The organism is Kitasatospora sp. NBC_01560 (genome assembly GCF_045208415.1).
Classification (GTDB): Bacteria; Actinomycetota; Actinomycetes; order Streptomycetales; family Streptomycetaceae; genus Kitasatospora.
The window spans coordinates 8620357-8645724 of sequence record NZ_CP109364.1; the positions used below are offsets into that span (position 1 = coordinate 8620357).

Consider the following 25368-nt stretch of genomic DNA (forward strand, 5'->3'; position numbering starts at 1 on the left):
TTGTCCCTCCAGTGTGCTGGCATCACGGGCGATCTTAGGAGATTGAAATGGCCGCGACAGATAGCACAGAGCTCTCAGTCAAGGGAGAGAGCCTTCAGCAGCTCTACAGCGACTACGGGAAGAATCGATTCCTGATTAATCGCCGGTACCAGCGGAAGCTCGTATGGACCGTCGAAGAGAAGGAAAAGCTGATCGATTCCGTGCTTAAGAAGCTTCCAATTCCACTAATTTTGCTCGCTGAAAGTCAGCATGAGGATGTGGCGCGCTTGGAGGTTATCGACGGCCTTCAGCGCCTCAATGCCATGTTTGCATTTATTGAGAACGAATTTTCTGTCGATGGCAAGTTCTTTGATATTGAGACCCTGGCTGACACCAAGTTCCTCAAAGATGAAGGGAATCTTGTTCAGCGAGAGCCTGTCTGGGACCGCTCAACCTGTCGAGACTTCACTAACTATCAGCTCCCAGTATCGACCTATCGATCAGCTAGCGAGTCATCAGTTGACGAGGTATTTCGCAGGATCAACTCATCTGGGCGATACCTGAGCCTCCAGGAGATTCGGCAGGCCGGGTCAACTATGGAGATTTCCGGCCTGGTGCGGCGGATAAGTGCAGCTATCCGAGGTGACTCGTCACTGACGGATTACGTCAACCTGAATGACATGCCGAAGATTAGCATCACTAATCGGAATCTCGATTACGGGATTTTTGACGAAGAGATCTTCTGGGTTAAGCAAGGAATTCTTTCGCGTGATTCCGTCCGTGAGTCCCGTGATGAAGAGCTCGTCCTCGATCTCCTTCTCGATCTAATTTTGCGTCCCCTTGCGTCCAGTGGGCTGGAGTATCGAAACGCCGCCTACGCTGAGGAGCGGTCATCTTCCTCTACGTCAGCAGGGATTATTCGCTCAAGGCTGCTGACCATGGGGACGAGTGAAGTGGAACGCCGCTTCATGGACACCCTCGATTTGATCAAGGAAACTCTTGATATTGCGGGAGCCCCATACTCTACGTGGACTGTTACGCAACAGAACCCTCGTGGAATTCCCCGCCACTTCCATGCGCTATTCGTGGCTGTGGACCAGCTTCTCCATGAGGAGAGCCTAGTACCCAAGAGCAAGAGAGAGTTCTCCGTTGCCCTCAAGGGATTCTGGGATAAGGACCTGAGTATCCCTGGAGGAGGAAACTGGGGAGGTACGCGGAAGACTTCCTTGATCAACGCAGTTAAGGGATATCTTCGGCCCCATTTTGAAGCAACCAAGGATCAGCATAAACTTGAGCTCCAAGAGCAGGCCTTCAGATTCGAGTCGACCTTGCGTATGGCGCTGACTGAAGAGGCGCTTTTCGAGCTGAAGCAAGGCTTCTGTCAGCTGAATAAGCCTTCGGTTTTTGATGAGGGCAGCTTCAGTAAGATCATGAAGATCGCTAGCGCCATGGCGAATACTAGGGCTCAAGCCAAGGGCGTGATCTTCATTGGGGTGGCCGATGATGCCAGCGACGCGGAGGCCATCAAGAGATTTGCTGGCGTCGACAGTCAGCAGCTGGACCGGTTTTATATCACGGGTACGCAGCATGAGCTCGACGCACTCGGAAAGTCGGTTGACGAGTTCTTTCGATGGCTCATCGATAAGATCAAGAACTCTAAGCTGGAGCCGCGCTTTGCGGAAGCACTTGCTAGTACGCTGAAGCCGTTCCGGTATCGGGACTGTTTGCTTTGGAAGCTGGAGCCGGCCGCGATGTCGTCTCCGGTGATGTATGACGGGAAGTTCTTCGTTAGGAATGGTCCGAATACGGATGAAGTGCTGGCAGGCGGCATGATTGAGCTCGTCCGACGCTTTCCAGCGCCGTGAGCGTTGCTGGCCGATCTTTCCTTAAGGCATGCAGTCGATCATGAATAGGCCCCGGCTTCGGCAGGAAACGGTATATCGTTAGGATTAGGAATTGCGCATCAGGGTGCTGATGTCAGGCTATCCGCACTCACTCGTCCTGCATGCCGCTGATGCAAGAGCTGCTGGGTGCCTCAACTGGGACCCAGTCAGCTCGGTAGCCGCGATCTGCCCCCAAGACCGAAGCTGGCGCTGCCGTGTGACCATTGGCCAGAACCGTAACTCGCGGCTTGAACCAGTCGTGAGGCTGTAGGGATCGAAAGTACCAGTTGGTTCACGTATGTATTTAGGGCTTGTTGCAGGGCGTGAAAGAAATCCGGGCCTTGTTCTGCGCGACGGATTCGGTCGAGGAGCCGGTATTCGGGGAGGTTTGGGTAAACAGGACGGTCGCGGCTGGTGAATGGAGGATGGAAGCACGGCGCCAGGGCCCATTCGCTGCCAGTGACTTTGGCCCAGATGTAGGCTGATGCGCATTCGCGAATTAGGCCGTCCTGCTTCGTCTTTGACGCATCGCTGGTCAAGGGTGGGAGTTGGTCCGTGATGGTGTGCCACTCGTCCAGGCCGAGATCCCAGAGGGCGAGCTGATGTCGGCGGTGGCTGTAGTCGACAGGATTGGGGAGGCTGGCGATGTGCTGCGCGAGTGCCTCGAAAGCTTCCATGCGGTCCCGATGCAGAGCGAACTGGTCGCCCGGGGGCGTGATTTCGGTCAGTGTACGTCCGTGTCCACTGAGGCAGTATGCCGGAACTCCGAGGAACTGGGCGGCGCTGAACAGCGATGAGCCGGTTGCGGCCTGGACGAGGTGAACGGCGGCAGTCCTGCGGAACCTGTCACTGCTCCCGGGTCGGGCTCTGGCGCTGTCGCTGATGAGAAGGCTGAGCCAGCCATCTGGCAGCCATTGGGGAATATTTTCGGGCAGGTACCCGCGTTCGCGGACGGGGATGATGGGTTTGGTGTCGGGTCCGGGCCTCATCGAGGGCTTGGGGAAGCGAAGGGTGAGGGCGTGTTCGACATCAAGTCTGGTCAGGGGCGTACATCCTGACGCGACGGCGCCCCGGGTCTTGGTCCAGTTGCTGGCCATCACCGGTTCGACGTCTTGGAGCAGGACGCCGAGGCTTTGCTGGAACGTTGGCCGTGGTTGGGCGAGGAGTGTGTCAGCGAGGGCAAGGAGGGCTGCGGTGAGGGTGCTGTTGGGCGGTGTCGCGTCCCACCGGAGTCGGCCCGAGGGATCTGTTCGGGCAGAGGAAAGGTAGTCGTCCAGGGTGGGCGGGAGTTTGAAGGTCGCATGGGCTGCAGCCTTCGGCCAGGTTGCGCAGACCACGGCTGACATGACCTGCAGATCGCGTATGGCAGCCGAGGCGGCCGTCGGGTCGTGGCCGGGTGCCAGCAGGCCGAGGATCTTGCGCTGTAGCGCGGCAAGCTCAGGCGTGAGTGGCCGGGCTGGCAGGGCGGCTGCGGTGTCCAGTCGCTGGCCACAAGGTTGGTAACCGTCCGGCTGCCGGATCTTGGTGCGGCATTGCGCGGGATGAAGACCCGCGACCCACTGGGAGGGCATCAGTGTCCGAGTCGCGCTCCAACTGCCGCGGCTGTGAGCGGGTTGCACGCAGGACGGGCAGAGATCTTCCAGTAGAGCGTTGTGCTGGAGGCAGGCGAAGACCAGCCCAAAGTGCCACTCGACTTTCCAGGCGCCGCCGTGGCGGCGTTGGATCTCGCTGCCGTCGCCCGCAAGGCACTGCGGGCAGTAGCGGCTGGAGGTCAGGAAGAGCCAGTCCCGGGGCCTGCCGGTCGGGCGCAAGGTGGTGCCCCCTGGGCTGACCAGAGCCTCGGTGACAGCTGGATAGCGGCCCACGAAACGTCGCATGGAGAGCGCTTCTGCCTCGGCCTCTGTCAGGCGCGTGCAACGGGCGAAGGACTCCAGGACGGTGGGTTCCATCATCAGCAGGTGTCGCGCCTGGGAGGACTGGTTGCCGACACCTGGAGTGGCCAGGCCGGCCTGGCGCATGAGAACGCTCGGGGCCAGGTCGAGAAGGTGCGCGAGCCGCAGGATGAAGCCGGGAAGACTCTCGCCCGGCAGTGGGTCGAGGCTTCTGGGCAGAGGGGCTGGTTCGTTGGCGGACACGGGCACTGATCACCCCTGGGCCTGAGCAGCCATCGGGCCGTCATCGTCGAAGACGGTGTTGCGTCGGCGCCTCGGTTTGGCGGCGGTTTGGTTCTCCGCGCTGAGGAGCGGGGCCGGGATGGTGGGGACCTCACCGGCCTCGGGGTCTCGTCCGGGGTCATCGAGGCTGATGATGATCTCGTCGAGGAGGTCCTCGTCCAGAAGTTCTCGGCCGCCGTCGATTGCTTCCTTGGCGCCGTCCTCGATAAGGCGGTTGAGGAGCCCGACGACCCCGCCGGTACGGCGCATCAGGTATTCGGGCATGCCGCCTTCGGTGAGCATTCCGGGCTCGGCTTTGAACAGGCGGAGTCCGTCCTCCAGACCACCGAGGTAGTCATGGAAGGCTTGGATGTCATGGGGTGTGGTGTAGCGGAAGCGGTCGAGCTCGACCAACTCGAAGCGACGCTCGGTCTGGGTGACCTCCAGGCCGTGGATGCGCGCGTTTTCTGGGGGCGGTACCACCCACTGACGCTCCCGCTTGTCCCACTTCGCTCCCCGCAGCAGGCCTGAGCCGACGATGTCGACACCGATCAGGATGAGGGTGACGTTCATGCTCATGAAAGCCCGGACCAGGTCCAGTGCGTCCTGGTCGTCGGCTCGGTGCAATCGCAGTCGGGTGATGTCATCGAGGATCAGGACTCTGACCCCATGGTCGTCCAGAGAGCCGGCGACCTGCCGGACCAGCTGAGGCAGGGTCAGATTTTTGGTGTTCGCACCGAAGAAGTGCAGGATCGCCTCGCAGGTGCTCTTCGGCTTCGCGGTGACCGGAGTCTGGACGTAGGCGACTGGCGCGTGCAGGGCGCGAGTTCCGGGCGTCACACCAGGGTTCATGAACTCGTTGAGGTCTTGCCAGGAGTCCTCGAAGTCGGCAGCGACTTCACAGACTGTCTCGGTCTTCCCTTGGTAGCCCCAACCGCTGATCATTACCCCGGGCCAGGTCGCGGCAGTCACCTTCAATGCGTTGTTGCTGATGCGTCGTTGGACCAGGCGAGCCACCTTGAGCGACATCGGGGTCTCTTGAAGCGGTAGGTTCACATGAGTCGCCGTGCGGAGCAGGTTATGAAGGGACCGCTGGCGCGGACTCATCGACCGCCACTCGTCAAGGCTCAACCTCGGCGCGGGGACGAAGGCGCGGCGCATGCTGCGGTAGTACTGCCAGCCCTCGAAGGTGTCCCGGCGCGGTGGCTTGCTCGCCAGAAGTCCAGCAAGTGGGTTCAGTGGCAAGGGCGCTGTCATTCGTCCTCCTTGACCTGCTGGTCACCCTCGCCCTCGTCGGGCGGCAACAGGAATACGTTTCGGCGCCGTAGGCTGTCGCCGAGCCGTGGCGGTGGGGTCGGTTGCTGGACAACTACCGATTCGCGCCGGCGTCGCCGGTCGGCATCCATGGCCTTCTCGACAATGGCTGCTTCGATGGGCCAGGGGACCACCTCAGCTTCCGACGGTGGTTTGCGTGTCGGTGTCTGGTCGGCTACTGCAGCAGCAGCCTGCGCGGCCCGTCGGGAACGGCTTGTCTTCTCGCGCTTGGTCATCTGGCTCGGCCATTCGCTAACCGGGGTCGCCGAACCGAGGATATCCAGCAGCACTGGTAGGAGATCGGCATCTGTTCGTGGGGCCAGCCGCTTCTGGCGGACCTCGGCAAGCAATGCCTCGACGGTCTTGTCCGAGAAGGCCGGAACCTCCCCCTCCGGCGGTAGCCCGGTCCAGCGAAGAACATGCCATCGCTCGGCGTCGTCTGGGTCCTGGAAGAACACGGTGCGGCGATCGCGCCGATCAGAGCGGACCACCCACTTTCCTCGGTGCCGGCCGCCCCGCCCGGATGGCTGCAGGAAGCGGTCTTCGTCCAGGGCCGGGTCGTGGTACCAAAGCCCGCGAATCTTCACCCCGCGACGGCGGTGGATCTTCACGTGATGGCTGGGCAGGAGTTTGTAGTAGAGCTCCAGCCCGGGAACCTCCAGGTCGAATCCGCCCTGCTGCATCGACGCTGCGAACAGGGAGTTCGGACTGTGGTGTTCCTCAGGGGCCCAGGACGGTGCGTACTCGCCCAGGATGCGGTTCTGCCAGATCTTGACGATCCAGGTGGCGAGAACGTGCTCCATTTGGGACATCGTCAGGACGGCGTCGCTCTCCGGGTCGGCGCCCCGGTCGGCGACATCGGCTCCAGTGAACCCCAGCAGGTGTTCCAGGAGAAGAGAGTTGAACGCAGAAAAGGCCCGCTCGACAGCGGACTTGTCGGTGGCCCGTAGGGTTCGTGCGGGCAGGATGTTGCAGCCCAGCGTCCGCTGGACGTCCACGATGTGGTGATTCTTGTAGACGCTGCCATGGTCCGTGGTGACCGTCTCGGGTGCGAAGAACGGCAGTGCGGCGACCCGGTGCCCGGCAAACTCAGCAACAAGCGTCGCCGGGACCCCCGGGTAGGGCCACTCCATGTCCTCGCCCCAGCCTTCCCGCATCGGCAAAGGCATCATCACGTCCCGCAGCAGCATCGCGATGTCCAGCGAGGTGTCCGACACCAGCGTGAGGCGGAAGGCGACAACCGAGTGCGTGTAGAGGTCGAGCGCTACCGAGAGCATCGCTGATATCGGCTCGCCGAAGACCGACTCGCGGATCTTGACCGGCAGAGGTGTGCTGTCCAGCGCGATCACCTGCCCCGGTCGGTGAACCACGACCCGCTGGCCGGTGTCTGCGGTCTGGGCCGTGCGGACGTAACGCTGACGTGACCCGTCCGGACCGAACCACTCTGCCCAGACCGCCGTCAGCGTCTTGCGACCGGGAACGTCCTCGGGCGGGAAGTCGGGAAAGACTTCGCGGACGTACTGGTGCAGCAGGCGGTGCCGGGCCATCATGCTCATCCGTGAGCGCCGAAGGAACTCCTCCCTCACTGCGAAGATCGCTTCGCGGATCTCCTCGGTAATGCTGGGATGCCCGCCGCTCGCGCGCAGCCACCGGCCGTCCGCGCACGCCAGCACGATCTCTTCCGAACTCCGCCCGGCCAGGCGCCGCAGAGTCCGCTCGCTCATGTAGCGAAGCCCTAGAGCGGCCGGCTCGGCAGGGGCGAAGTGCTTCAGCTCCGCCGCCTTGGCCTGCTGACGCTCGGTCAGCGTGGTTGCCGCCGGATCGTATGCAGGCCGCGGCTCGTGAGGCAGGGCCCGGAAGGGATCTCCGCTCCGATAGCCGGTCTCCGCTTCGAGTACATGCTCCGCACGAATGCGGGCCTGCTGCAGCTGTTGCGGAGTCAGGTCGGCAAGACCTGCCGGCTGGCGGGACCGATTCTGGGACACGTCAGTCACGGCAACTGCCTGGACGTCTGGGTGATTCATGAGCCAGCGAAGCGAACGGCGCTCGCGCCGGCCTTCCGCGGAGGCCAGCACGACCCGTCCGACATGTGGTTCCACCTCCTGCACGGTCCAGTTGAGATCACCCAGGCGCAGTTGGACACCGTTGGCCAGGACAAGGACACCCCGGGTCATGCGTGCCCCTTCTGGTGTCGGGCGACTACGTTGCCCAGCCAGATCCGTGAGCCGTCCTGGAGCGACTCATCCATGCTCATGCCCAGTCGGCGCCGCCAGAGAAGACGGACGGCCTGAGCGCGGGCGAGGGCCGGCCATTGCGTTGACTCGACCAGATCCAGAAACGACAGCGACCCGACCGCCGCCGTTTCCAGCAACTGGGGCTGCAGACCCAGCGGATCAGCTGCGGGCCGCCGCCGGGCCGACAACGCGTCCAGGAGACTCATGACGTTCGGGCGCCACCTCGTCACCACGGCGTACCGCCATCCGGCCGCAGCTGCGGCCTCCCGCGTCGCTGCGAACTTCAAGGCGTCGTCGTCCTTGATGAGGTGGCCAGGGCGTACGTCCAACAGCCACCGGCCTCCGTCCGGCATCAGAGCCAGGAAGTCCGGGACGTGCGCCGCGCGGCCCGAGGAGTGCTCAAAGTCCAGCACGAACGGTTGCGGCAGCACCTCGGACACCTGCAGAAAGTCCAGCGCGAGCAGCAGGCACCGTTCCTCCAGCGACTAGAACCCATGCTGACGCCCGGTCGAGACCATGAACTCTAGCCCAGGGCGATGCAACTGCCGGGCGCGCCAGGTGAACCGGCGCATCGGCTGCGACGCCAGCAACGGCACCGACTCGATGTCCCGGACCGGCCAGACCACCTGGTCGCCGTCGAACAGCCACGTAGTCACCCAGCGACGGCGCCAGCCTTCTTCCAGTACCAGCTGATGACGAAAGGCGCTGTCGCCGCCGTACGGCGCGATCAGATGGACCAAGTTGCACTCGTCAGAACGGACTCGGGGTGCAGTCTCCGTACCCATGGGCATACGACACCACCCCCGCGTGCGGGCCGGTGGTGAATCTCCGAACCTGTTCGTAACTCACAGTTACTTGATCGCCCTCTGGCCAACTATCTCCGCCAATGGCCAACTATCCCTGCCAGTCACAGTCGCACACACGGTGGCGGGCAGGGCGCGGGGCCAAAAACAAGCAGGCATGATTGCTTTTTCTTCGTGGCGGTGCCACGCTGCTGCCCGACGGCGGGAGTTGGGCCACCGGGACGGGAGGCGTGGCTGTGGGGTCGCGGGCGGTGTTGCGGGTCGGGAATGCCTCGGGGTTCTACGGGGACCGGTTCTCGGCGGTGCGCGAGATGTTGACGGGCGGGCCGCTGGATGTGCTCACCGGGGACTATCTGGCGGAGCTGACCATGCTGATCCTGGCGCGGGACCGGCTCCGGGACGGCGGGCTCGGGTATGCGAGGACGTTCCTGCGGCAGATGGAGGAGTGCCTCGGGCTGGCGCTGGAGCGCGGGGTGCGGATCGTGGTCAACGCCGGCGGGCTGAATCCGGCCCGCCTGGCGGAGGCGATCCGGGAGCTGGCGAAGCAGCAGGGGCTCGATCCGGCGGTGGCGCACGTGGAGGGGGACGACCTCCTCCCGCGGCGGGCCGAACTCGGCCTGCCCGAAGGCCTGCTGGCGGCCAATGCCTACCTCGGGGCGTTCGGGATCGCCGAGTGCCTGCGGGCCGGCGCGGACGTGGTGGTCACCGGCCGGGTGACTGACGCGGCGCTGGTGGCGGGCCCGGCGGCCGCCCACTTCGGCTGGGGGCCCGGGCAGTTGGACGAGCTCGCCGGGGCGGTGGTGGCCGGGCACGTACTGGAGTGCGGCGCGCAGGCGACGGGCGGGAACTACGCGTTCTTCCGCGAGCACGACGTCACCCGCCCCGGGTTCCCGCTGGCCGAGCTTGCGGCCGACGGCTCCAGCGTCATCACCAAGCATCCGGGCACCGGCGGCGCCGTCACCACCGGTACCGTCACCGCCCAACTCCTGTACGAGACGAGCGGGGCGCGCTACCCGGGCCCGGACGTCACGGCCCGGCTGGACAGCGTCCGGCTGACCCAGGAGGGCCCGGACCGGGTGCGGATCGACGGGGTGCGGGGCGAGGCGCCGCCGTCGACGCTCAAGGTGGGGCTGAACCGGCTCGGCGGCCACCGCAACGAGGTGGTGTTCGTCCTGACCGGGCTCGACATCGAGGCCAAGGCCGCCCTGGTGCAGCGGCAGTTGGCGGAGGCCCTGGGCGGTCCGGACGCCTGCCCGGCCGAGCTGCGCTGGACGCTCGCCCGGACCGATCACCCGGACGCGGACACCGAGGAGACCGCCTCGGCGCTGCTCCGGCTCACCGCCCGGGACGCCGATCCGGCCAAGGTGGGCCGTGAACTCGGCAAGGCTGCGGTGGAGTTGGGGCTCGCCGGCTACCCGGGCTTCCATCTGACGGCGCCGCCCGGGCCGGGCGCGCCGTACGGGGTGTTCACGGCGGTGCCGGTGGAGGCCGCCCTGGTCGAGCACACGGCCGTGCTGCCGGACGGCCGCCGGATCGCCGTCCCGCCGACATGCCTGCCGAAGCCGACGCCCGTCCCGCAAGCCCTGCAACCGCCGTCGGCGGATGCGCTCCTCGTCGAGCACGCGCTCCCCGGCCCGCCGCCCGCCGGCCCGACCCGTCGGGCGCCGCTCGGCCTGGTGGCCGGCGCCCGCAGCGGCGACAAGGGCGGTGACGCCAACCTCGGTGTCTGGGCCCGTGACGAGGCCGGCTGGCGCTGGCTCGCGCACACCCTGACCGTCGACCGCCTCCGCCTGCTCCTGCCGGAGGTGGCGGACCTGCCCGTCGCCCGGCAACTGCTGCCGAACCTCCGCGCGGTCAACTTCACGCTCACCGGCCTGCTCGGCGAGGGCGTCGCCGCCCAGCACCGGTTCGACCCGCAGGCCAAGGCGCTGGGCGAGTGGCTGCGCTCCCGCCATCTCGACATCCCGGAGGCGTTGCTGTGACCGTCCTGCCCACCCGCCTCGACCCGGCCGGCGCCGACCACACCGAGAACCGGGCCGCCATGCTCGCCAGGCTCGCCGCGCTGGACGCCGAGCACGCCAAGGCACTGGCCGGCGGTGGTCCCAAGTACGTGGAGCGGCACCGCACCCGCGGAAAGCTGCTGGCGCGCGAGCGGATCGAGCTGCTGGTCGACGAGGACTCGCCGTTCCTGGAGCTCTCCCCGCTCGCGGCCTGGGGCAGCGATTACCCGGTCGGTGCCGCCCTGGTGACCGGGATCGGGGTGGTGGAGGGCGTCGAGTGCGTGATCACCGCCAACGACCCGACCGTGCGCGGCGGCGCCAGCAACCCGTGGACGCTGCGCAAGGCCCTGCGGGCCAACGAGATCGCGCTCACCAACCGCCTCCCGCTGATCAGCCTGGTCGAGTCCGGCGGCGCCGACCTGCCCAGCCAGAAGGAGATCTTCATCCCCGGCGGCGCGCTCTTCCGCGACCTCACCCGGCTGTCGGCGGCCGGGATCCCGACCGTGGCCGTCGTGTTCGGCAACTCGACGGCCGGCGGTGCCTACGTGCCGGGGATGTCCGACCACACCGTGATGGTGAAGGAGCGCGCCAAGGTCTTCCTCGGCGGGCCGCCGCTGGTGAAGATGGCGACCGGCGAGGACGCCGACGACGAGTCGCTGGGCGGCGCCGAGATGCACGCCCGCACCTCCGGCCTGGCCGACCACTTCGCCGTGGACGAGCCGGACGCGCTGCGGCTGGCCCGGCGGGTCGTCGCCCGGCTGAACCACCGCAAGCCCGGCGCGGATCCGGACCGGGCCGCCGAGCCGCCGAAGTACGCGGAGGAGGAGCTGCTCGGCATCGTCCCCGGCGACCTCAAGGTGCCGTTCGACCCGCGCGAGGTGATCGCCCGGATCGTCGACGGCTCGGACTTCGACGAGTTCAAGCCGCTCTACGGCAGCAGCCTCGCCACCGGCTGGGCCCGGCTGCACGGGTACCCGGTCGGCATCCTCGCCAACGCGCAGGGCGTGCTGTTCAGCCAGGAGTCCCAGAAGGCCGCGCAGTTCATCCAGCTGGCCAACCAGCGGGACACCCCGCTGCTGTTCCTGCACAACACCACCGGCTACATGGTCGGCCGGGACTACGAGCAGGGCGGCATCATCAAGCACGGCGCGATGATGATCAACGCCGTCGCCAACTCCCGCGTCCCGCACCTCTCGGTGCTGATGGGCGCCTCCTACGGGGCCGGCCACTACGGCATGTGCGGGCGGGCGTACGACCCGCGGTTCCTGTTCGCCTGGCCGAGCGCCAAGTCGGCGGTGATGGGACCGCAGCAACTGGCCGGTGTGCTCTCGATCGTGGCCCGGCAGTCCGCCGCCGCCAAGGGACAGCCCTACGACGAGGACGCCGACGCCGCGATCCGGGCGATGGTCGAGCAGCAGATCGAGGCGGAGTCGCTCCCGGTCTTCCTCTCCGGCCGGCTCTACGACGACGGCGTGATCGACCCGCGCGACACCCGTACCGTGCTCGGCCTCTGCCTCTCCGCGATCCACAACGCGCCGATCGAGGGCGCGCGCGGCTACGGCGTCTTCCGAATGTGAGAGGGACCTCGTGATCACCAACCTGCTGGTCGCCAACCGGGGGGAGATCGCCCGCCGGGTCTTCCGCACCTGCCGGAGCCTGGGCATCGCCACCACGGCCGTGCACTCCGACCCGGACGCCGCCGCCCCGCACACCCGCGAGGCCGACACCGCCGTCCGCCTGCCCGGCGCGACACCCGCCGACACCTACCTGCGCGGGGACCTCGTCATCGGGGCCGCGCTGGCCGCCGGCGCCGACGCCGTCCACCCCGGCTACGGCTTCCTCTCCGAGAACGCCGCATTCGCGCAGGCCGTCCTGGACGCCGGGCTGACCTGGATCGGCCCGCCGCCCGCGGCCATCGCCGCGATGGGCTCCAAGACCGCCGCCAAGGCCCTGATGGCGGCCGCCGGCGTGCCGGTGCTGGCCGCCGTCACCGATCCGGCCGAAGCCGACCTGCCGTTGCTGGTCAAGGCGGCCGCGGGCGGTGGCGGCCGGGGCATGCGGGTGGTGCACCGGCTGGACGAGCTGGCGGGGGCGCTCACCGCGGCCCGGGCCGAGGCGGCGAAGAACTTCGGCGACGACGAGGTGTTCTGCGAGCGCTACCTTCCCACCGGCCGGCACGTCGAGGTCCAGCTGCTCGCCGACACCCACGGCACGGTGTGGGCGGTCGGCGACCGCGACTGCTCGGTGCAGCGCCGGCACCAGAAGGTGGTCGAGGAGGCGCCGGCGCCCGGGCTCCCCGCGGAGCTGCGCGCGGGCCTGCACGCCGCCGCCGTCGCGGCCGCGCGGGCGATCGGCTACGTCGGCGCGGGAACGGCGGAGTTCCTGCTCGCCGAGGACGGCCGGTTCTACTTCCTGGAGATGAACACCCGCCTCCAGGTCGAGCACCCGGTGACCGAGGCCGTCACCGGGCTCGACCTGGTGGCTCTCCAACTCGCCGTCGCCGAGGGCGAGAAGCTCACCGGGGAGGCGCCGGAGCCGGTCGGCTGCGCGATCGAGGCCAGGCTCTACGCGGAGGATCCGGCCCAGGACTGGCGCCCCGCGACGGGGACCGTCCACCGGTTCGAACTCCGCTCGCCGCACGATGAGTTCACCGGGCGCGGGCTGCGGCTGGACTCCGGCACGGGCAACGGCGACGAGATCACCGTGCACTACGACGCGATGCTCGCCAAGGTCGTCGCCTGGGCGCCGACCCGCCCGGCCGCGGCCCGCAGGCTGGCGGACGCCCTCGCCCGGGCCCGGATCCACGGACCGGCCACCAACCGGGAGTTGCTCGTCCGGACGCTTCGGCACCCGGCCTTCCTGGCCGAGCGGTTGCACACCGGCTTCCTGACCGAGCACGCGGCCGTGCTGACCGCCCCGGGCGGCGGTGCGGGTGAACTCGCCGCGCTGGCGGCCGCGCTGGCCGACGCGGCCGGCCGCCGGACGGCGCTGCCCTCCGGCTGGCGCAACCTGCCGTCCCAGCCGCAGGTCAGGCGCTACCGGGCGGCGGACGGCGCCGAGTTCGACGTCCGCTACCGGCTCACCCGCGACGGGCTGCAGGCCGAGGGCCACCCCGGAACGGTGCTGGAGTCCGCCGACGCGGAGCGGGTCGTCCTGCGGACCGGGCAGCTGCGGCACGCCTTCGACGTCGCGCGCCACGGCGACCGGGTGTACGTCGACACCCCGGCCGGGGCGACGGTGCTGACGGCTCTGGAGCGCTTCCCCGACCCGGCCGCGCACACCGACCCCGGTGCCCTGCTCGCCCCGATGCCCGGGACGGTCGTCCGGACGGCCGCGGTGGTCGGCGACATCGTCACCGCCGGCCAACCGCTGCTCTGGCTGGAGGCGATGAAAATGGAGCACCGCGTCACCGCTCCGGCGGACGGCGTCCTCACCGAGCTCCTCGTCACCCCCGGCCGGCAGGTCGAACTCGGCACCCTGCTCGCCGTCGTCCAGCGCAAGCCGTAGCCCTTCGCCCGGCACCCACCCGCCTCCGGCCGCGCCCACCCGCCGGCTCGCTCACTCGGCACCCACCCGCCACCGGCCTCCGGCCACCGGCCGTGCCCGCCCGCCCGCCCGCTCGGAAAGGACCACCGCATGTCCGCACCGCGCACCACCACCCCCGGCAGCCCGCTGATCGAGACCCCCGAACGCCAGGCCCTGCGCCGCGCCGTGGCCGACCTCGGACAGCGCTACGGCTCCCCGTACTACCTGGCCAAGGCCCGGGCCGGTGAGCAGGCCGCCGAACTCTGGGCCGAGGCCGGCAAGGCCGGCTACCTGGGCGCCAACCTGCCGGCCGAGTACGGCGGCGGGGGCGGCGGCATCACCGACCTCGCCATCGTCCTGGAGGAACTCGGCACCGCGGGCTGTCCGTTGCTGCTGCTGATCGTCTCGCCGGCGATCTGCGGGACGGTCATCGCCCGCTACGGCACCGAGCAGCAGAAGCAGCAGTGGCTGCCCGGACTCGCCGACGGCACGCGGAAGATGGCCTTCGGCATCACCGAACCCGACGCCGGCTCCAACTCCCACCGGATCTCCACCGTGGCCCGCCGGGACGGCGAGGACTGGCTGCTCACCGGCCGCAAGGTGTTCGTCTCCGGGATCGACCACTGCGACGCCGTGCTGTTCGTCGCCCGGACGGAGGACGCGCGCACCGGCAAGCTCAGGCCCGCACTGTTCGTCGTCCCGCGCGACACCCCCGGCTTCGAGTACCGGCCGATCCCGATGGAGCTCGTCGCCCCCGAGAAGCAGTTCCAGGTCTTCCTGGACGATGTCCGGCTGCCCGCCGACGCGCTGGTCGGCGACGAGAATGCCGGGCTGCTCCAGCTCTTCGCGGGCCTCAACCCCGAGCGGATCATGACGGCCGCGTTCTCGCTCGGCCTCGCCCGCCAGGCGCTCGGCAAGGCCGTCGGCTACGCCAAGGAGCGCACCGTCTGGTCGGCCCCGATCGGCGCCCACCAGGGCATCGCGCACCCGCTCGCCCAGTGCGCGGTGGAGATCGAGCTCGCCCGCCTGATGACCCAGAAGGCCGGACTGCTGTACGACGCGGGGGACGACATCGCGGCCGGTGAGGCCGCCAACATGGCCAAGTACGCGGCCGGCGAGGCGGCCGCCCGGACCGTCGACCAGGCCGTGCAGACCCTCGGCGGCAACGGCCTCACCCAGGAGTACGGGCTCGCCGCCCTGCTCGCCGCCACCCGGGTCGGCCGGGTGGCGCCGGTCAGCCGGGAGATGGTGCTCAACTACGTGGCCCAGCACACGCTGGGCCTCCCGAAGTCGTACTGACGGCCGGCCCGGTGCGGGCCGGCGGAGGTGCCCGGCGCTGTCGTTCGCGTCGCCGAACGCCCGTACGGCGGCGGCCGCACCTGCGACCGCCGGCAGCCGGGGGAGGCCGGCGGAGGAGCGGTGCGTCGCCCGGTGGGGAAACTCCCTGGTCAGGGCCGTTCCCGGGGGCGGGCGGCCGTGCGCCCGTCGTGTACCTGCCGTCCGGTCGCGCGCTCGGCCCGGCACACGCGCCACGCTTGCTCCCGCGATCCCTCGTCACAATGGCGTACCGCGCGACCACTGTCCGTATGCTCCTGTTCGCGAGTGCGGCCGCCGGGCGGTCCGCGCTGTCCGGAGGCTGTCCGTCCACTCGTCAACTGCCAATGAGGAGGCACGCCTTGGTGTTCCACAGCGAGTTCCCGGAGGTCGCCGTCGTCGACCTGCCGATCCATGACGTAGCGCTCGGCGAGGCCGACCGCTACGGGGACCGGCCGGCCCTGGTGGACGGCATCACGGGGGAGACGGTCAGCCACGCCCGGCTCGGTTCGGCGGTGCGCCGGGTGGCGGCCGGCCTGGCCGAGGCAGGAGTCCGGCAGGGGGACGTGGTGGCGCTCCTCAGCCCCAACACGGTCAGCTACCCGATGGCCTTCTACGGCGCGACCCGGGCCGGGGCGACCGTCACCACCGTCTCCTCGCTCGCCACCGTCGGCGAGCTCGCCGGGCAGCTGGCCGACAGCGGCGCCCGCTGGCTGGTCACCGTCGCGCGGTTCCTGGACACCGCCCGGCAGGCCGCGGAGAAGCTCGCCGCCGCCGGCAGCCCGCTCGCCGAGATCATCGTGCTGGACGGGGCGCAGGGCCACCGCTCGCTGGCCGACCTGCTCGCCTCCTCCGGGCCGGAGCCCGACGTCGCCGTCGACCCCGCCGTCGACATCGCCGTGCTGCCCTACTCCAGCGGCACCACCGGCCTGCCCAAGGGGGTGATGCTCACCCACCGCTCGATCGCCACCAACCTCGCGCAGACGGACGCCCTCTACCGCCCCAAGGAGGGCGAGCGGATCCTCGCCGTCCTGCCGTTCTTCCACATCTACGGGCTGACCGCACTGCTCAACCAGCCGCTGCGCTGCGGCGCCACCGTGGTGGTGCTGCCCCGCTTCGACCTGGAGCAGTTCTGCCGGACCATCGAGGAGCAGCGCGTCCAGGCCCTGATCGTCGCCCCGCCGATCGCCCTCGCCCTGGCCAGGAACCCGATCGTCGACCGCTTCGACCTCTCCTCGGTCGAGTACCTGCTCTGTGCCGCCGCCCCGCTGGACCACGAGCTGGCCGAGGACTGCGCGCGCCGGCTCGGCCTGCCGCGTGTCCTCCAGGGTTACGGCATGACCGAGCTGTCGCCGGTCTCGCACGTCGTCTCCCCCGCGGAAAAGGACCCCTCGCCCGGCTCGGTCGGCCGAATGCTGCCCTCCACCGAACTGCGGGTCGCCGCACTCGACGGCTCCGGCGCCGACCTCGGCCCCGGCGAGCCCGGCGAGCTGCTGATCCGCGGCCCGCAGGTGATGAAGGGCTACTTCGGCCGCCCCTCCGACACCGCCGCGACCGTCGACGCCGACGGCTGGCTGCACACCGGCGACGTCGGGTACGTGGACGACCGCGGCTACCTGTACGTCGTCGACCGGGTGAAGGAGCTGATCAAGTACAAGGGGTACCAGGTCGCCCCCGCCGAGCTGGAGGCGCTGCTGCTCGGCCACCCCGGGATCGCCGACGCCGCGGTGATCGGCGTCACCGACGCCGACGGCACCGAGCGGCCCAAGGCCTTCGTGGTCCGGGCCCCCGGCAGCACCCTCACCGAGGAGGAGGTGACCGCCTTCGTGGCCGCGCAGGTCGCCCCCTACAAGAAGGTGCGCGCGGTGGAGTTCCTCGACGCCGTCCCGAAGTCCGCGGCGGGCAAGATCCTCCGCCGGGAGCTGCGCGCCCGGGAAGCCGCCCGCTGAGCCCCGGCCGGGAGCCGCATGCCGGGGAGGCCGGGCGGGCGCCCCGGCGGGCCGACCGCCCGTCGGGGCGCCCGGACCCGTCTGCGAGGATCGGTCCCGCCGCGCCGCCGTACGAACAGGACCAGCAGCCGACGATGACCGCCCACCCCGCCGCCCGTGCCCCGCAGCAGGACCGCAGCCGTGCCACCCGGCAGCGGCTGCTGGCGGCAGCCGTCGACTGCCTCGCCGAGACCGGGTGGCACGGCTCCACGGTGAGCGTGGTCGCCGAACGCGCCGGCGTCTCCCGCGGCGCGGCCCAGCACCACTTCCCGACCCGGGAGGACCTCTTCACCGCGGCCGTCGAGCACGTCACCGCCGAGCGGCTGGCCGCTGTCCGCGCCCACGCGGACGACCTGCCGGCCGCCGGCCCCGCCCGGACCGAGGCCGTCGTCGGGATGATCGTGCGCCTCTACACCGGCCCGCTGTTCCGCGCGGCCCTGCACCTGTGGGTCGCCGCGGCCACCGAGGAGCCGCTGCGCGAGCGGATCGTCGCCCTGGAGGGCCACGTCGGCCGCGAGGCCCACCGGGCCGCCGTCGAGTTCCTCGGCGCCGACGAGACCGTGCCCGGCGTCCGCGAGAGCGTCCAGGCCACCCTGGACATGGCCCGCGGTCTCGGCCTGGCGAACCTGCTCACCGACGACAGCGCCAGACGATCCGGAGTGATCCGGCAGTGGGCGAGCGTTCTTGAGAGTACGCTGCGGCCGGTACGCCAATGATGCTCGTACACCTGGCCGACCGGCACGCCCCGACCGAAGGGGTCGCCGGGCGGCCGATGTCCGTGCAGTCTGGAGAAGAACCCCGGCCGGCACGGACCGCGAGTCCCCGCCCGGCCGGGCACGAGCCGAACCGGGGTGCTGCCTGATCATGCACGGACACGAGTGGGATGCGACCGACGCCGCCGGCCCCGTACCGGGCGGAACGCCCGCACGGCTGGACGGCCATCGCCTCGTCCCGCTCGCCACCGCGCTGCTCCAGGCCGACGGTCTGATCCTGCACTGGAGCGAGGACGCCGAGGCGCTGCTCGGCTATCCCGAGGAGGAGGCCGTCGGCAGCTACGCCGCCCGGCTGTTCACCGGTGAGTCCGACCGCCCCGAGGTGCTTGCCCTGTTCGAGCGGATCATGGCCGGCAAGGGCTGGTCCGGCGTCTTCCCGGTCCGCCACCGGGACGGCCACCTCGTCGAGCTGGAACTGCGCACCTACCCGATCGCCGGCCCCGGCGGCACCCTGCTGCTGCTCGCCACCGCCTCCGACACCCGGGCCCTGCACCGTGTCGAGGCGGACCTCGCGGTGCTCGACGGCATCTTCGGCCAGTCCCCGATCGGGATGGCCGTCTACGACACGGACCTGCGCTACGTCCGGCTCAACGAGGCACTCGCCCGGATGAACGGCCTGCCCGTCGAGGACCACCTCGGGCGCCGGATCGGGGTCGTCCTGCCCGGCATCAACGGCGCCGAGATCGAACAGACCATGAGACAGGTGCTCGTCACCGGCCGGCCGGTGGTTGACGCCCGCTCGCACGGCAGGGTCCCCGGCGACCCGCGCCGCGACCGCGCCTGGTCCGCCTCCTACTTCCGGCTGGAGGACTCCACCGGCCGGGTCTTCGGCGTCTGCTCCTCCATCATCGACGTCACCGAGCGCTTCCAGGCCGAGGCCCGGGCCGCCCGCGCGCAGGAACGTCTCTCCACCATCGCCGAGGCCACCGCCCGGATCGGCACCACGCTCGACCTCCAGCGCACCGCCGAGGAGCTGATCGAGGCCGTCGTCCCGCGGTTCGCCGACTTCGCCACCGTCGACCTGCTCGAACCCGTCCTGCGCGGCGCCGAACCGGCCGCCATCCCGACCGACCGCTCCGTACAACTGCGCGCCGTCGCCGTCGGCGAGTCCTACGAGTCCGGCCTCGTCCACGCCGTCGACACCGTCGGCGAGGTCAACGAGTACACGCCCGAGCGCAGCTACACCCAGTGCCTGCGCAGCGGCCGCCCACTGCTGCGCGCCCACGTGGACGAGGACGTGCTCCGCGGCCTGGTCGCCAGCGAGGACCGGGTCGCCCCCGGCATCGCGGCCGGCATCCACTCGTACCTGATGCTGCCGGTGACCGCCCGCGGCATGGTGCTGGGCGGCGCCGAATTCATCAGGATGCGCAACCCCGAGCCGTTCAACGCGGCCGACGTCGCGCTGGCCGAGGAGCTGGTCGCCCGCACCGCGCTCGCCATCGACAACGCCCGGCTCTACCGGCGCGAGCGCGAGACGGCGCTCACCCTGCAGCGCAGCCTGCTGCCGCAGGAGATCCACCGCACGCTCGGGCTGGAGATCGCCTACCGCTACCTGCCGAGCAGCGTGGTCAGCGAGGTCGGCGGCGACTGGTTCGACGTCGTGCCGCTCTCCTGCGGCCGGGTCGCACTGGTGGTCGGCGACGTGATGGGGCACGGCATCCGGGCCGCCGCCACGATGGGCCAGCTGCGTACCGTCGCCCGCACCCTCGCCACCCTGGACCTGCCGCCCGAGCAGGTGCTGACCCGGCTGGACGAGACGGCCTCCGGCATCGGCGAGAGCCAGTTCGCCACCTGCATCTGCGCCGTCTACGACCCGCTGGAGCGCACCGTGCAGGTGGCCTCGGCCGGCCACCTGCCGCCGGTCTCGGTCGCCCCCGACGGCACCGCCCGCACGATCGACGTCCCGCCCGGCGTCCCGCTCGGCGTCGGCGGCGTCGCCTTCGAGTCGATCGAGTTCACCCTCCCCGAGGGCGGCATGGTCACCCTCTACACCGACGGGCTGGTCGAGCGCCGCGGCCAGGACATCGACGACGGCATCGGCCTGCTCGCCCGCACCCTCTCCGGCCCTGGCCGGACGCTGGAGGAGAGCTGCGACGCCGTCCTCGGCGCGCTGGTCACCGACGGCACCGACGACGACATAGCGATGATCATGGCCCGGGTGCTGCCGCTGCCCGCCGACCGGGTCGCCACCCTCCCGCTCACCGGGGGCGGCCGGCTCCCCGGCCTGGCCCGCCGCTTCACCCGCGCCACCCTCGACGACTGGGGCCTGTCGGCCCTCTCCGACTACGCCGAACTGCTGGTCAGCGAGCTGGTCACGAACGCGCTGCTGCACGCCGACGCCCCGCGCCGGCTGCGCCTGTTCCGCGACCGCGTCCTCACCGTCGAGGTCGCCGACAGCGGCGGGCAGACGCCCCAGCTGCGCCCCTTCGCCGAGCAGGACGAGGGCGGCCGCGGCATGTTCCTGGTCAGCGAGCTCGCCCAGCGCTGGGGCAGCCGGCTGACCCGCGACGGCAAGGTGGTCTGGGCGGAGCTGGAGCTGCCCTTCGGCGTGGTCTGAGCCCGGGCCGGCGGCTGTCCCGCAGTGCTCGTGAGGGCCGGCCGGAGTGCCGGGCCGGACCGGCGGGTACGTTGCGCCGCACGGGCCGGACCGGCGGGAGGGACCAGGGGTGGGGCGTCTGCCACGCGCGGTCGAGGACCGGGGCCCGGACGCGGGCCCGGCCATGTGGCCGGACGTGGGCCCGGACAGCGGAGTGCGGCGGCGGCCGGCCCGGAGTGTTCCGGGCCGGCCGCCGCCGCAGGGATCGCCGGGTGGGCGGGGGCGAGTCCTACACGCCCGCCCGCTCCGGGGCCCGCTCCAGCTCTTCCTGCTGTTCCGGAGCCTGCGACGAGGCGGTGCGGGGCAGGCCCCGCAGCAGCCGCCAGGCGAGCGCCGAGGCGGCCAGCAGCAGCGCACCCGCCAGGATCGCCGCGACGTTCATGCCGTGCACGAAGGCGTCCCGGGCGCTGCCGAGCAGCGGGTCGGCCAGCGTCCGCGGCAGGCCGTGCGCGGCCTCGACCGCGCCGCCCAGCGACTCGCCGGCCCGGGCACCCGCCTCCGGATCCGTCCCGGCCGGGACGACCAGCCCGCTCGCGTACAGCGAGCCGACCACCGAGCCCACCAGGGCGATGCCGAGCGCGGTGCCCAGCTCGTACGCCGTCTCGGAGACGGCCGAGGCGGCGCCGGCCTTGTCGGCCGGGGCCGCGCCGAGCACGAGGTCCGCGCCGAGCGTGTAGACCACGCCCTCGGCCGTGCCGACGATCAGGAAGGCGGCGGCCAGCACCAGGTACGTGGTGTCCTGCTGGACCCAGCCGAGCAGGGCGATGCCGGTGCCCATGGCGAGCAGGCCGAACGTCAGCGAGGCGCGGGCGCCGGCGCGCCGGGCCAGCCGGGCGGTCAGCAGGCCGCCGACCACCGCACCGGCGAACGCCGGCAACTCGGCGAGGCCCGCCTTGAGCGGCTCGTAGCCGCGGACCAGCTGCAGGTACTGCGACGTCACGAAGACCACGCCGGAGAGCCCGACCAGCGCGGTGAGCGAGGCCAGCACGGCCGCCGTGAAGCGCCGGTCGGAGAAGAGCCGGACGTCCAGCAGCGGGGTCGGCAGGCGCAGCTGGCGGCGGACGAAGACGGTCAGCGCGGCGGCGCCGAGCAGGGCCGCGACCGGGACGTCCCAGCGGGCCACGCCGTGGGCGGCGGCCTCCTTGATCGCGTAGACCACACCGATCACGCCGGCCAGCGACAGCCCGACGCTGAGCACGTCCCAGCGGCCGGGCTTCGGGTCCTTCGACTCGGGCAGCAGCCAGGCGCCCAGGACGAGCAGCAGGATCAGCACCGGGATGTTCAGCAGGAACACCGAGCCCCACCAGAAGTGCTCCAGCAGGATGCCGCCGACCACCGGGCCGAGCGCGGCGCCGGCGGTGGCGGCCGCACCCCAGATGCCGATCGCGGTGGCCCGCTCGCGGTCCTCCGGGAACAGGCTGCGGATCAGCGACAGGGTGGACGGCATGATGGTCGCGCCGGCGACGCCGAGCAGGGCGCGGGCCAGGATCAGCCACCCGGCACTGGGGGAGTAGGCGGCCAGCAGGGAGGCGGCGCCGAACGCGGTGGAACCGGCCAGCAGCAGCTTCTTGCGGCCGATCCGGTCGCTCAGCGCGCCCATGCTGACCAGCAGGCCGGCCAGGACGAAGGAGTAGGCGTCGCCTATCCAGAGCAGCTGGGTGCCACTGGGCCGCAGCGTCTCGCTGATTGACGGGATGGCGAGGGAGAGGACGGTCGCGTCGACGGCGACCAGGGTGACGGCCAGGACGAGGACGGCGAGGCCGGTCCAGCGCCGACGGGGGAGGGTGTGGACGGTACTGCTCATGGGGTATCGGCTTCCGACCGGTGTTCCGGACTGCTGTGGGTGGTGATGCTGCTGCGGGGCGGGGTGCTGCGGGGCGCTTCGCCGGGGTCCGCAGTGTCGTCGTGCGTGGTGCCGTCGTGCGCCGGGGCGGGGTCGGTGGGCTGCGGGTGGCGCAGCGCGCCGCCGAGGAAGAGCTCGGCGAGGGAGAACGCGGCGTCGCGCGGGGCGAGCCGGCCGTCCTGGATGGCCCAGCCGATGCCGGCGACCAGGTCGAAGAAGGCCTCGCTCAGCCAGGCCGCGGAGAGCTCGACGCGAAAGACGCCCTGCTGCTGCCCGCGCAGGAAGAGCGCGTGCAGCCGGGCGATCTGCACCTCCCAGACGTCGTTGATCTCGTCGTCGTCGTAGAGCTGGTTCTCGCCCGCCAGGAAGGCGCAGAGCGTGGCGTCCGGGACGGTCGCGTCGACCAGACGGCGCAGCGCGGTGTGCGCGTCGCCGTCCTCGACGGCGGCGGTGTCCAGTGCGGTGCCGAAGCGCTGGAGGCCCAGCAGACCGACCGCGCGGATCAGCGCCTCCCGGCCCGGGTAGAGCCGGTGCAGGGTGGCGCGGCTGATGCCCGCGGCGCGGGCGATCTCGTCCAGGTGGGCGGTGGGGCGGCGGGAGAGCACGCCCACGGCGGCTTCGAGGACAGCGTCGCGATCGGTGGCCATGGGACGAGTGTACGACAGATGAGACATGGATGTCTCATTCATTCCTCACTCGTGTCATCCGGTACCTGGAACGGCGGGTCCGGTGCAGGTGGCGGAGGCGGTGGGGTGGCGGGGTGGCGACCGGGGTGTGGGGCCCGTCCGGGGCAGGGCAGCAAAAAACCGGGGACGGCGGGTGCCGCCCCCGGTCGGGGTGTCACGGTCGGGCGGCGCGCTCGGCGCCGGCCCGGGATCAGCTCTGGTTGTAGAAGCCGGTCTCGTCCAGCGGGCGGTCGATGACCATCACCTCGACGTCCGCCGGGGTGAGCAGGAACACCCGGCGGGCGATCCGCTCGATGCCGCCGCAGGTGCCGAAGATCAGCCCGGAGGCGAAGTCGACCATGCGCTTGGCCTCGGCCTCACTCATCTCGGTCAGGTCCATCACCACGGGCGTGCTGGCCCGGATGTGCTCGCCCACCGTCCGGGCGGCCTCGAAGCCCGTCGGCCGCAGGGAGACGATCTTCGTGGGAGCGGGGGAGGACGACACCGTCTCCTGCTCGATCCACTCGTCGTCGTACACCGCGGCCGGGTAGTTCCCGGAGGGCATCAGCCACCCGTTGTGGTGCTCGTCGCGAAGTGCTCCCATGCCGCGCCTCCCTGCCTCGTTCCGTTCAGGTCCCCCGGTGCGCGTGTCCTTTTGACACGTCATCCACTCGTCGGAACTGTCCGAGTATCGCACTGATCACCGGTCCCGTGCCCGCTCGCGACCCCCGTACGAGTCGCGCCGCGCCGGAAACCCGGGCGAACCCGGGCAACTGATGCGACGCAGCTGGACGGCGGACGGTTGCGCGCGTAGACCATATCGGTCGCAGTCACCGCCTAATTGACCTTCTGTCAACAATGTGGGAACGATTTCACTCGCCGGTTGTCCCGTCCACCAATTCCCGGAGCAGATCGGCGTGTCCGTTGTGCCGGGCGTACTCCTCCACCATGTGCATCAGGATCCAGCGCAGCGTCACGGGCTCGCCGCGGCGGTCGCGCTTGCCGACGGTGTCCGGCGAGAGGCCGGCGCAGGCCCGCCGGGCGGCCGCGATCTCGCCCTGCCAGACGGCGAAGTCCGCCTCGGCGTCGGCGGTGTCGACCAGGTCGAAGTCGCCGTCGGGGTGCTCCTTGCTCCAGTACAGCCCGTCCGGGCCGGTGTCCTCGCCGACCAGGATGGCCCGGAACCAGAACCGCTCCACCTCGGCCATGTGCCGGACGAGGCCGAGCAGGGAGAGCGAGGACGGCGGGACGGAGCGCAGCCGCAGCTGGGCGGCGTTCAGGCCCTCGCACTTGTGGGCGAGCGTCGCGCGGTGGAAGTCCAGCCAGGCGGTGAGCATGGTGGTCTCGTCGGCGGCGAGCGGGGGGTCGGTCCGGAGGGCGGCAGCGGCGGTCGCGGGGCTTGTCATGGCGGCCATCCTGGCGCAGCCCGGCTGCGGAAGCGACCGAATAGTCGGTGGGCGCGCGGGCCCGCCGGGGTGCGGTGGGCGGCGCGGGCGCTCAGGCGGCGGGCGAGCGCCGCCGGGCGGCGGCCCGCCAGAACGAGACCAGGCTCCCCACCACGAGGGCGGCGATCGCCCCGGCCGAGAGCAGGAAGGCCGCCGATCCCGGCTCGCCCGCGCTGGCGGCGGCCGTCACGTAGATCGCGGTGGTCGGGACGACGCCCAGCGCCGTCGCGGTGAGGAACGGGAGGAAGCGCACGCCGGAGAAGGCCGCGCCGTAGTTCCCGGCCTGGAACGGCAGGCCGGGCAGCAGGCGCAGCAGCAGCACGCTGCGGAACCCCTGCTCGGTGAAGCGCCGGTCCAGCGCGGTCAGCATCCGCCCCCGCAGGTACGGCCGGAGCGCGTCGCGGCCGAGCAGCCGGCCGAGCGCGAAGGCCAGCGCGGCGCCGAGCGTGGTGCCCAGGACGGCCAGCGCGACGCCCTGCTGGATGCCGAGCAGCAGCCCCGCCGCCGCGTTCAGGGCCGGTCGCGGCACGAAGGCGAGCGTCCCCACGGCGTAGACCAGGGTGAACGCGGGTGCCAGCCAGTACCCGGGCACGCCGGCCGGGAGTCCGTGGGAGAGCAGGGCGGTCGGGTTCCAGAGCAGCAGCGAGCCCGCCGCCGCCGCGAGGATCGCCACCAGCAGGGCGAACCGCGGCCACGGCGACCGCCCCGCCCGGGCGGTCGGCGGCGTGTCCGGCGTGGCCGGCAGCGCAGCCGGCGTGTCCGGCGTGGCCGGCGCGGTCGGCGGCGGAGGTGTGGGCGAGGCGGGTGCGGGCACCGGCCGAGCCTAACCGGTGGCCCGCCCGCCCGTGGCGTG

The 25368-nt window shown here is 70.6% G+C and carries 18 protein-coding genes; 8 read left to right on the forward strand and 10 right to left on the reverse strand.

From position 1 onward, the window contains the following. Positions 1-47: 47 nt before the first annotated feature. Entirely contained in the window at positions 48-1844 is a 1797-nt protein-coding gene (locus tag OH807_RS36860) for a DUF262 domain-containing protein (protein ID WP_406208406.1), read from the forward strand. Between the two features lie 185 nt (positions 1845-2029). Here the strand turns inward: OH807_RS36860 and OH807_RS36865 are convergent, their stop codons facing one another. The 5 genes from OH807_RS36865 to OH807_RS36885 are packed head-to-tail and all read right to left on the reverse strand — an operon-like array spanning position 2030 to position 8303. Then, positions 2030-3997 carry a TniQ family protein gene (locus tag OH807_RS36865; protein ID WP_406208408.1) on the reverse strand — a complete coding sequence of 656 codons (1968 nt, stop codon included), beginning with the start codon at positions 3995-3997 and terminating at the stop codon, positions 2030-2032. A gap of 9 nt (positions 3998-4006) precedes the next feature. Continuing rightward, positions 4007-5272 (reverse strand): AAA family ATPase, encoded by a 1266-nt coding sequence (locus OH807_RS36870; RefSeq protein WP_406208411.1) that lies wholly within the window; start codon positions 5270-5272, stop codon positions 4007-4009. Continuing rightward, on the reverse strand, positions 5269-7503 hold the full coding sequence (locus OH807_RS36875) for a transposase (protein WP_406208414.1): 2235 nt from the start codon (positions 7501-7503) through the stop codon (positions 5269-5271). Before OH807_RS36875 ends, OH807_RS36870 begins: the two co-directional genes overlap by 4 nt. Continuing rightward, positions 7500-8003: a hypothetical protein gene (locus OH807_RS36880; RefSeq protein WP_406208416.1), complete on the reverse strand. Its 504-nt coding sequence runs from the start codon at positions 8001-8003 to the stop codon at positions 7500-7502. Before OH807_RS36880 ends, OH807_RS36875 begins: the two co-directional genes overlap by 4 nt. Before the next feature lie 45 nt (positions 8004-8048). Continuing rightward, a complete protein-coding gene (locus tag OH807_RS36885; protein WP_406208418.1) occupies positions 8049-8303 on the reverse strand; it encodes a hypothetical protein in 255 nt (84 codons plus the stop codon). A 374-nt stretch (positions 8304-8677) separates the two neighbouring features. Here OH807_RS36885 and OH807_RS36890 point away from each other — a divergent pair, with 374 nt between their 5' ends. From OH807_RS36890 to OH807_RS36920, 7 genes are all read left to right on the forward strand, one after another. Then, the gene (locus OH807_RS36890; protein ID WP_406211386.1) at positions 8678-10348 is read left to right on the forward strand and encodes an acyclic terpene utilization AtuA family protein; all 1671 of its coding nucleotides are present in this window, start codon (positions 8678-8680) and stop codon (positions 10346-10348) included. Beyond that, the gene (locus OH807_RS36895; protein ID WP_406208420.1) at positions 10345-11943 is read left to right on the forward strand and encodes an acyl-CoA carboxylase subunit beta; all 1599 of its coding nucleotides are present in this window, start codon (positions 10345-10347) and stop codon (positions 11941-11943) included. The genes OH807_RS36890 and OH807_RS36895 overlap by 4 nt, the downstream gene beginning before the upstream one ends. A 10-nt stretch (positions 11944-11953) precedes the next feature. Further along, a complete protein-coding gene (locus tag OH807_RS36900) occupies positions 11954-13873 on the forward strand; it encodes an acetyl/propionyl/methylcrotonyl-CoA carboxylase subunit alpha (RefSeq protein WP_406208423.1) in 1920 nt (639 codons plus the stop codon). A gap of 129 nt (positions 13874-14002) precedes the next feature. Beyond that, positions 14003-15190 carry an acyl-CoA dehydrogenase family protein gene (locus OH807_RS36905; RefSeq protein ID WP_406208426.1) on the forward strand — a complete coding sequence of 396 codons (1188 nt, stop codon included), beginning with the start codon at positions 14003-14005 and terminating at the stop codon, positions 15188-15190. Between the two features lie 362 nt (positions 15191-15552). Beyond that, complete coding sequence (locus OH807_RS36910; RefSeq protein WP_406208428.1) at positions 15553-17154, forward strand: 4-coumarate--CoA ligase family protein; 1602 nt, start codon at positions 15553-15555, stop codon at positions 17152-17154. Positions 17155-17288: 134 nt separating this feature from the next. Continuing rightward, positions 17289-17909, forward strand: a complete 621-nt coding sequence (locus OH807_RS36915; RefSeq protein ID WP_406208431.1) for a TetR/AcrR family transcriptional regulator — start codon at positions 17289-17291, stop codon at positions 17907-17909. Positions 17910-18057: 148 nt separating this feature from the next. Then, positions 18058-20523: a SpoIIE family protein phosphatase gene (locus OH807_RS36920; RefSeq protein WP_406208433.1), complete on the forward strand. Its 2466-nt coding sequence runs from the start codon at positions 18058-18060 to the stop codon at positions 20521-20523. Between the two features lie 268 nt (positions 20524-20791). On the opposite strand, the gene OH807_RS36925 is transcribed toward OH807_RS36920, so the two are convergent. The 5 genes from OH807_RS36925 to OH807_RS36945 all read right to left on the reverse strand — a co-directional run bounded on the left by OH807_RS36925 (position 20792) and on the right by OH807_RS36945 (position 25329). Next, positions 20792-22366 carry an MFS transporter gene (locus OH807_RS36925; RefSeq protein ID WP_406208436.1) on the reverse strand — a complete coding sequence of 525 codons (1575 nt, stop codon included), beginning with the start codon at positions 22364-22366 and terminating at the stop codon, positions 20792-20794. Beyond that, complete coding sequence (locus OH807_RS36930; protein WP_406208438.1) at positions 22363-23052, reverse strand: TetR/AcrR family transcriptional regulator; 690 nt, start codon at positions 23050-23052, stop codon at positions 22363-22365. The genes OH807_RS36925 and OH807_RS36930 overlap by 4 nt, the downstream gene beginning before the upstream one ends. Before the next feature lie 229 nt (positions 23053-23281). Then, the gene (locus OH807_RS36935; protein WP_406208441.1) at positions 23282-23674 is read right to left on the reverse strand and encodes a cell division protein SepF; all 393 of its coding nucleotides are present in this window, start codon (positions 23672-23674) and stop codon (positions 23282-23284) included. 268 nt (positions 23675-23942) lie between these two features. After that, the gene (locus tag OH807_RS36940; protein ID WP_406208443.1) at positions 23943-24485 is read right to left on the reverse strand and encodes a DinB family protein; all 543 of its coding nucleotides are present in this window, start codon (positions 24483-24485) and stop codon (positions 23943-23945) included. Between the two features lie 82 nt (positions 24486-24567). Further along, positions 24568-25329, reverse strand: coding sequence for a TVP38/TMEM64 family protein (locus tag OH807_RS36945; RefSeq protein ID WP_406208446.1), 762 nt, complete (start codon positions 25327-25329; stop codon positions 24568-24570). Between the last annotated feature and the right edge of the window lie 39 nt (positions 25330-25368).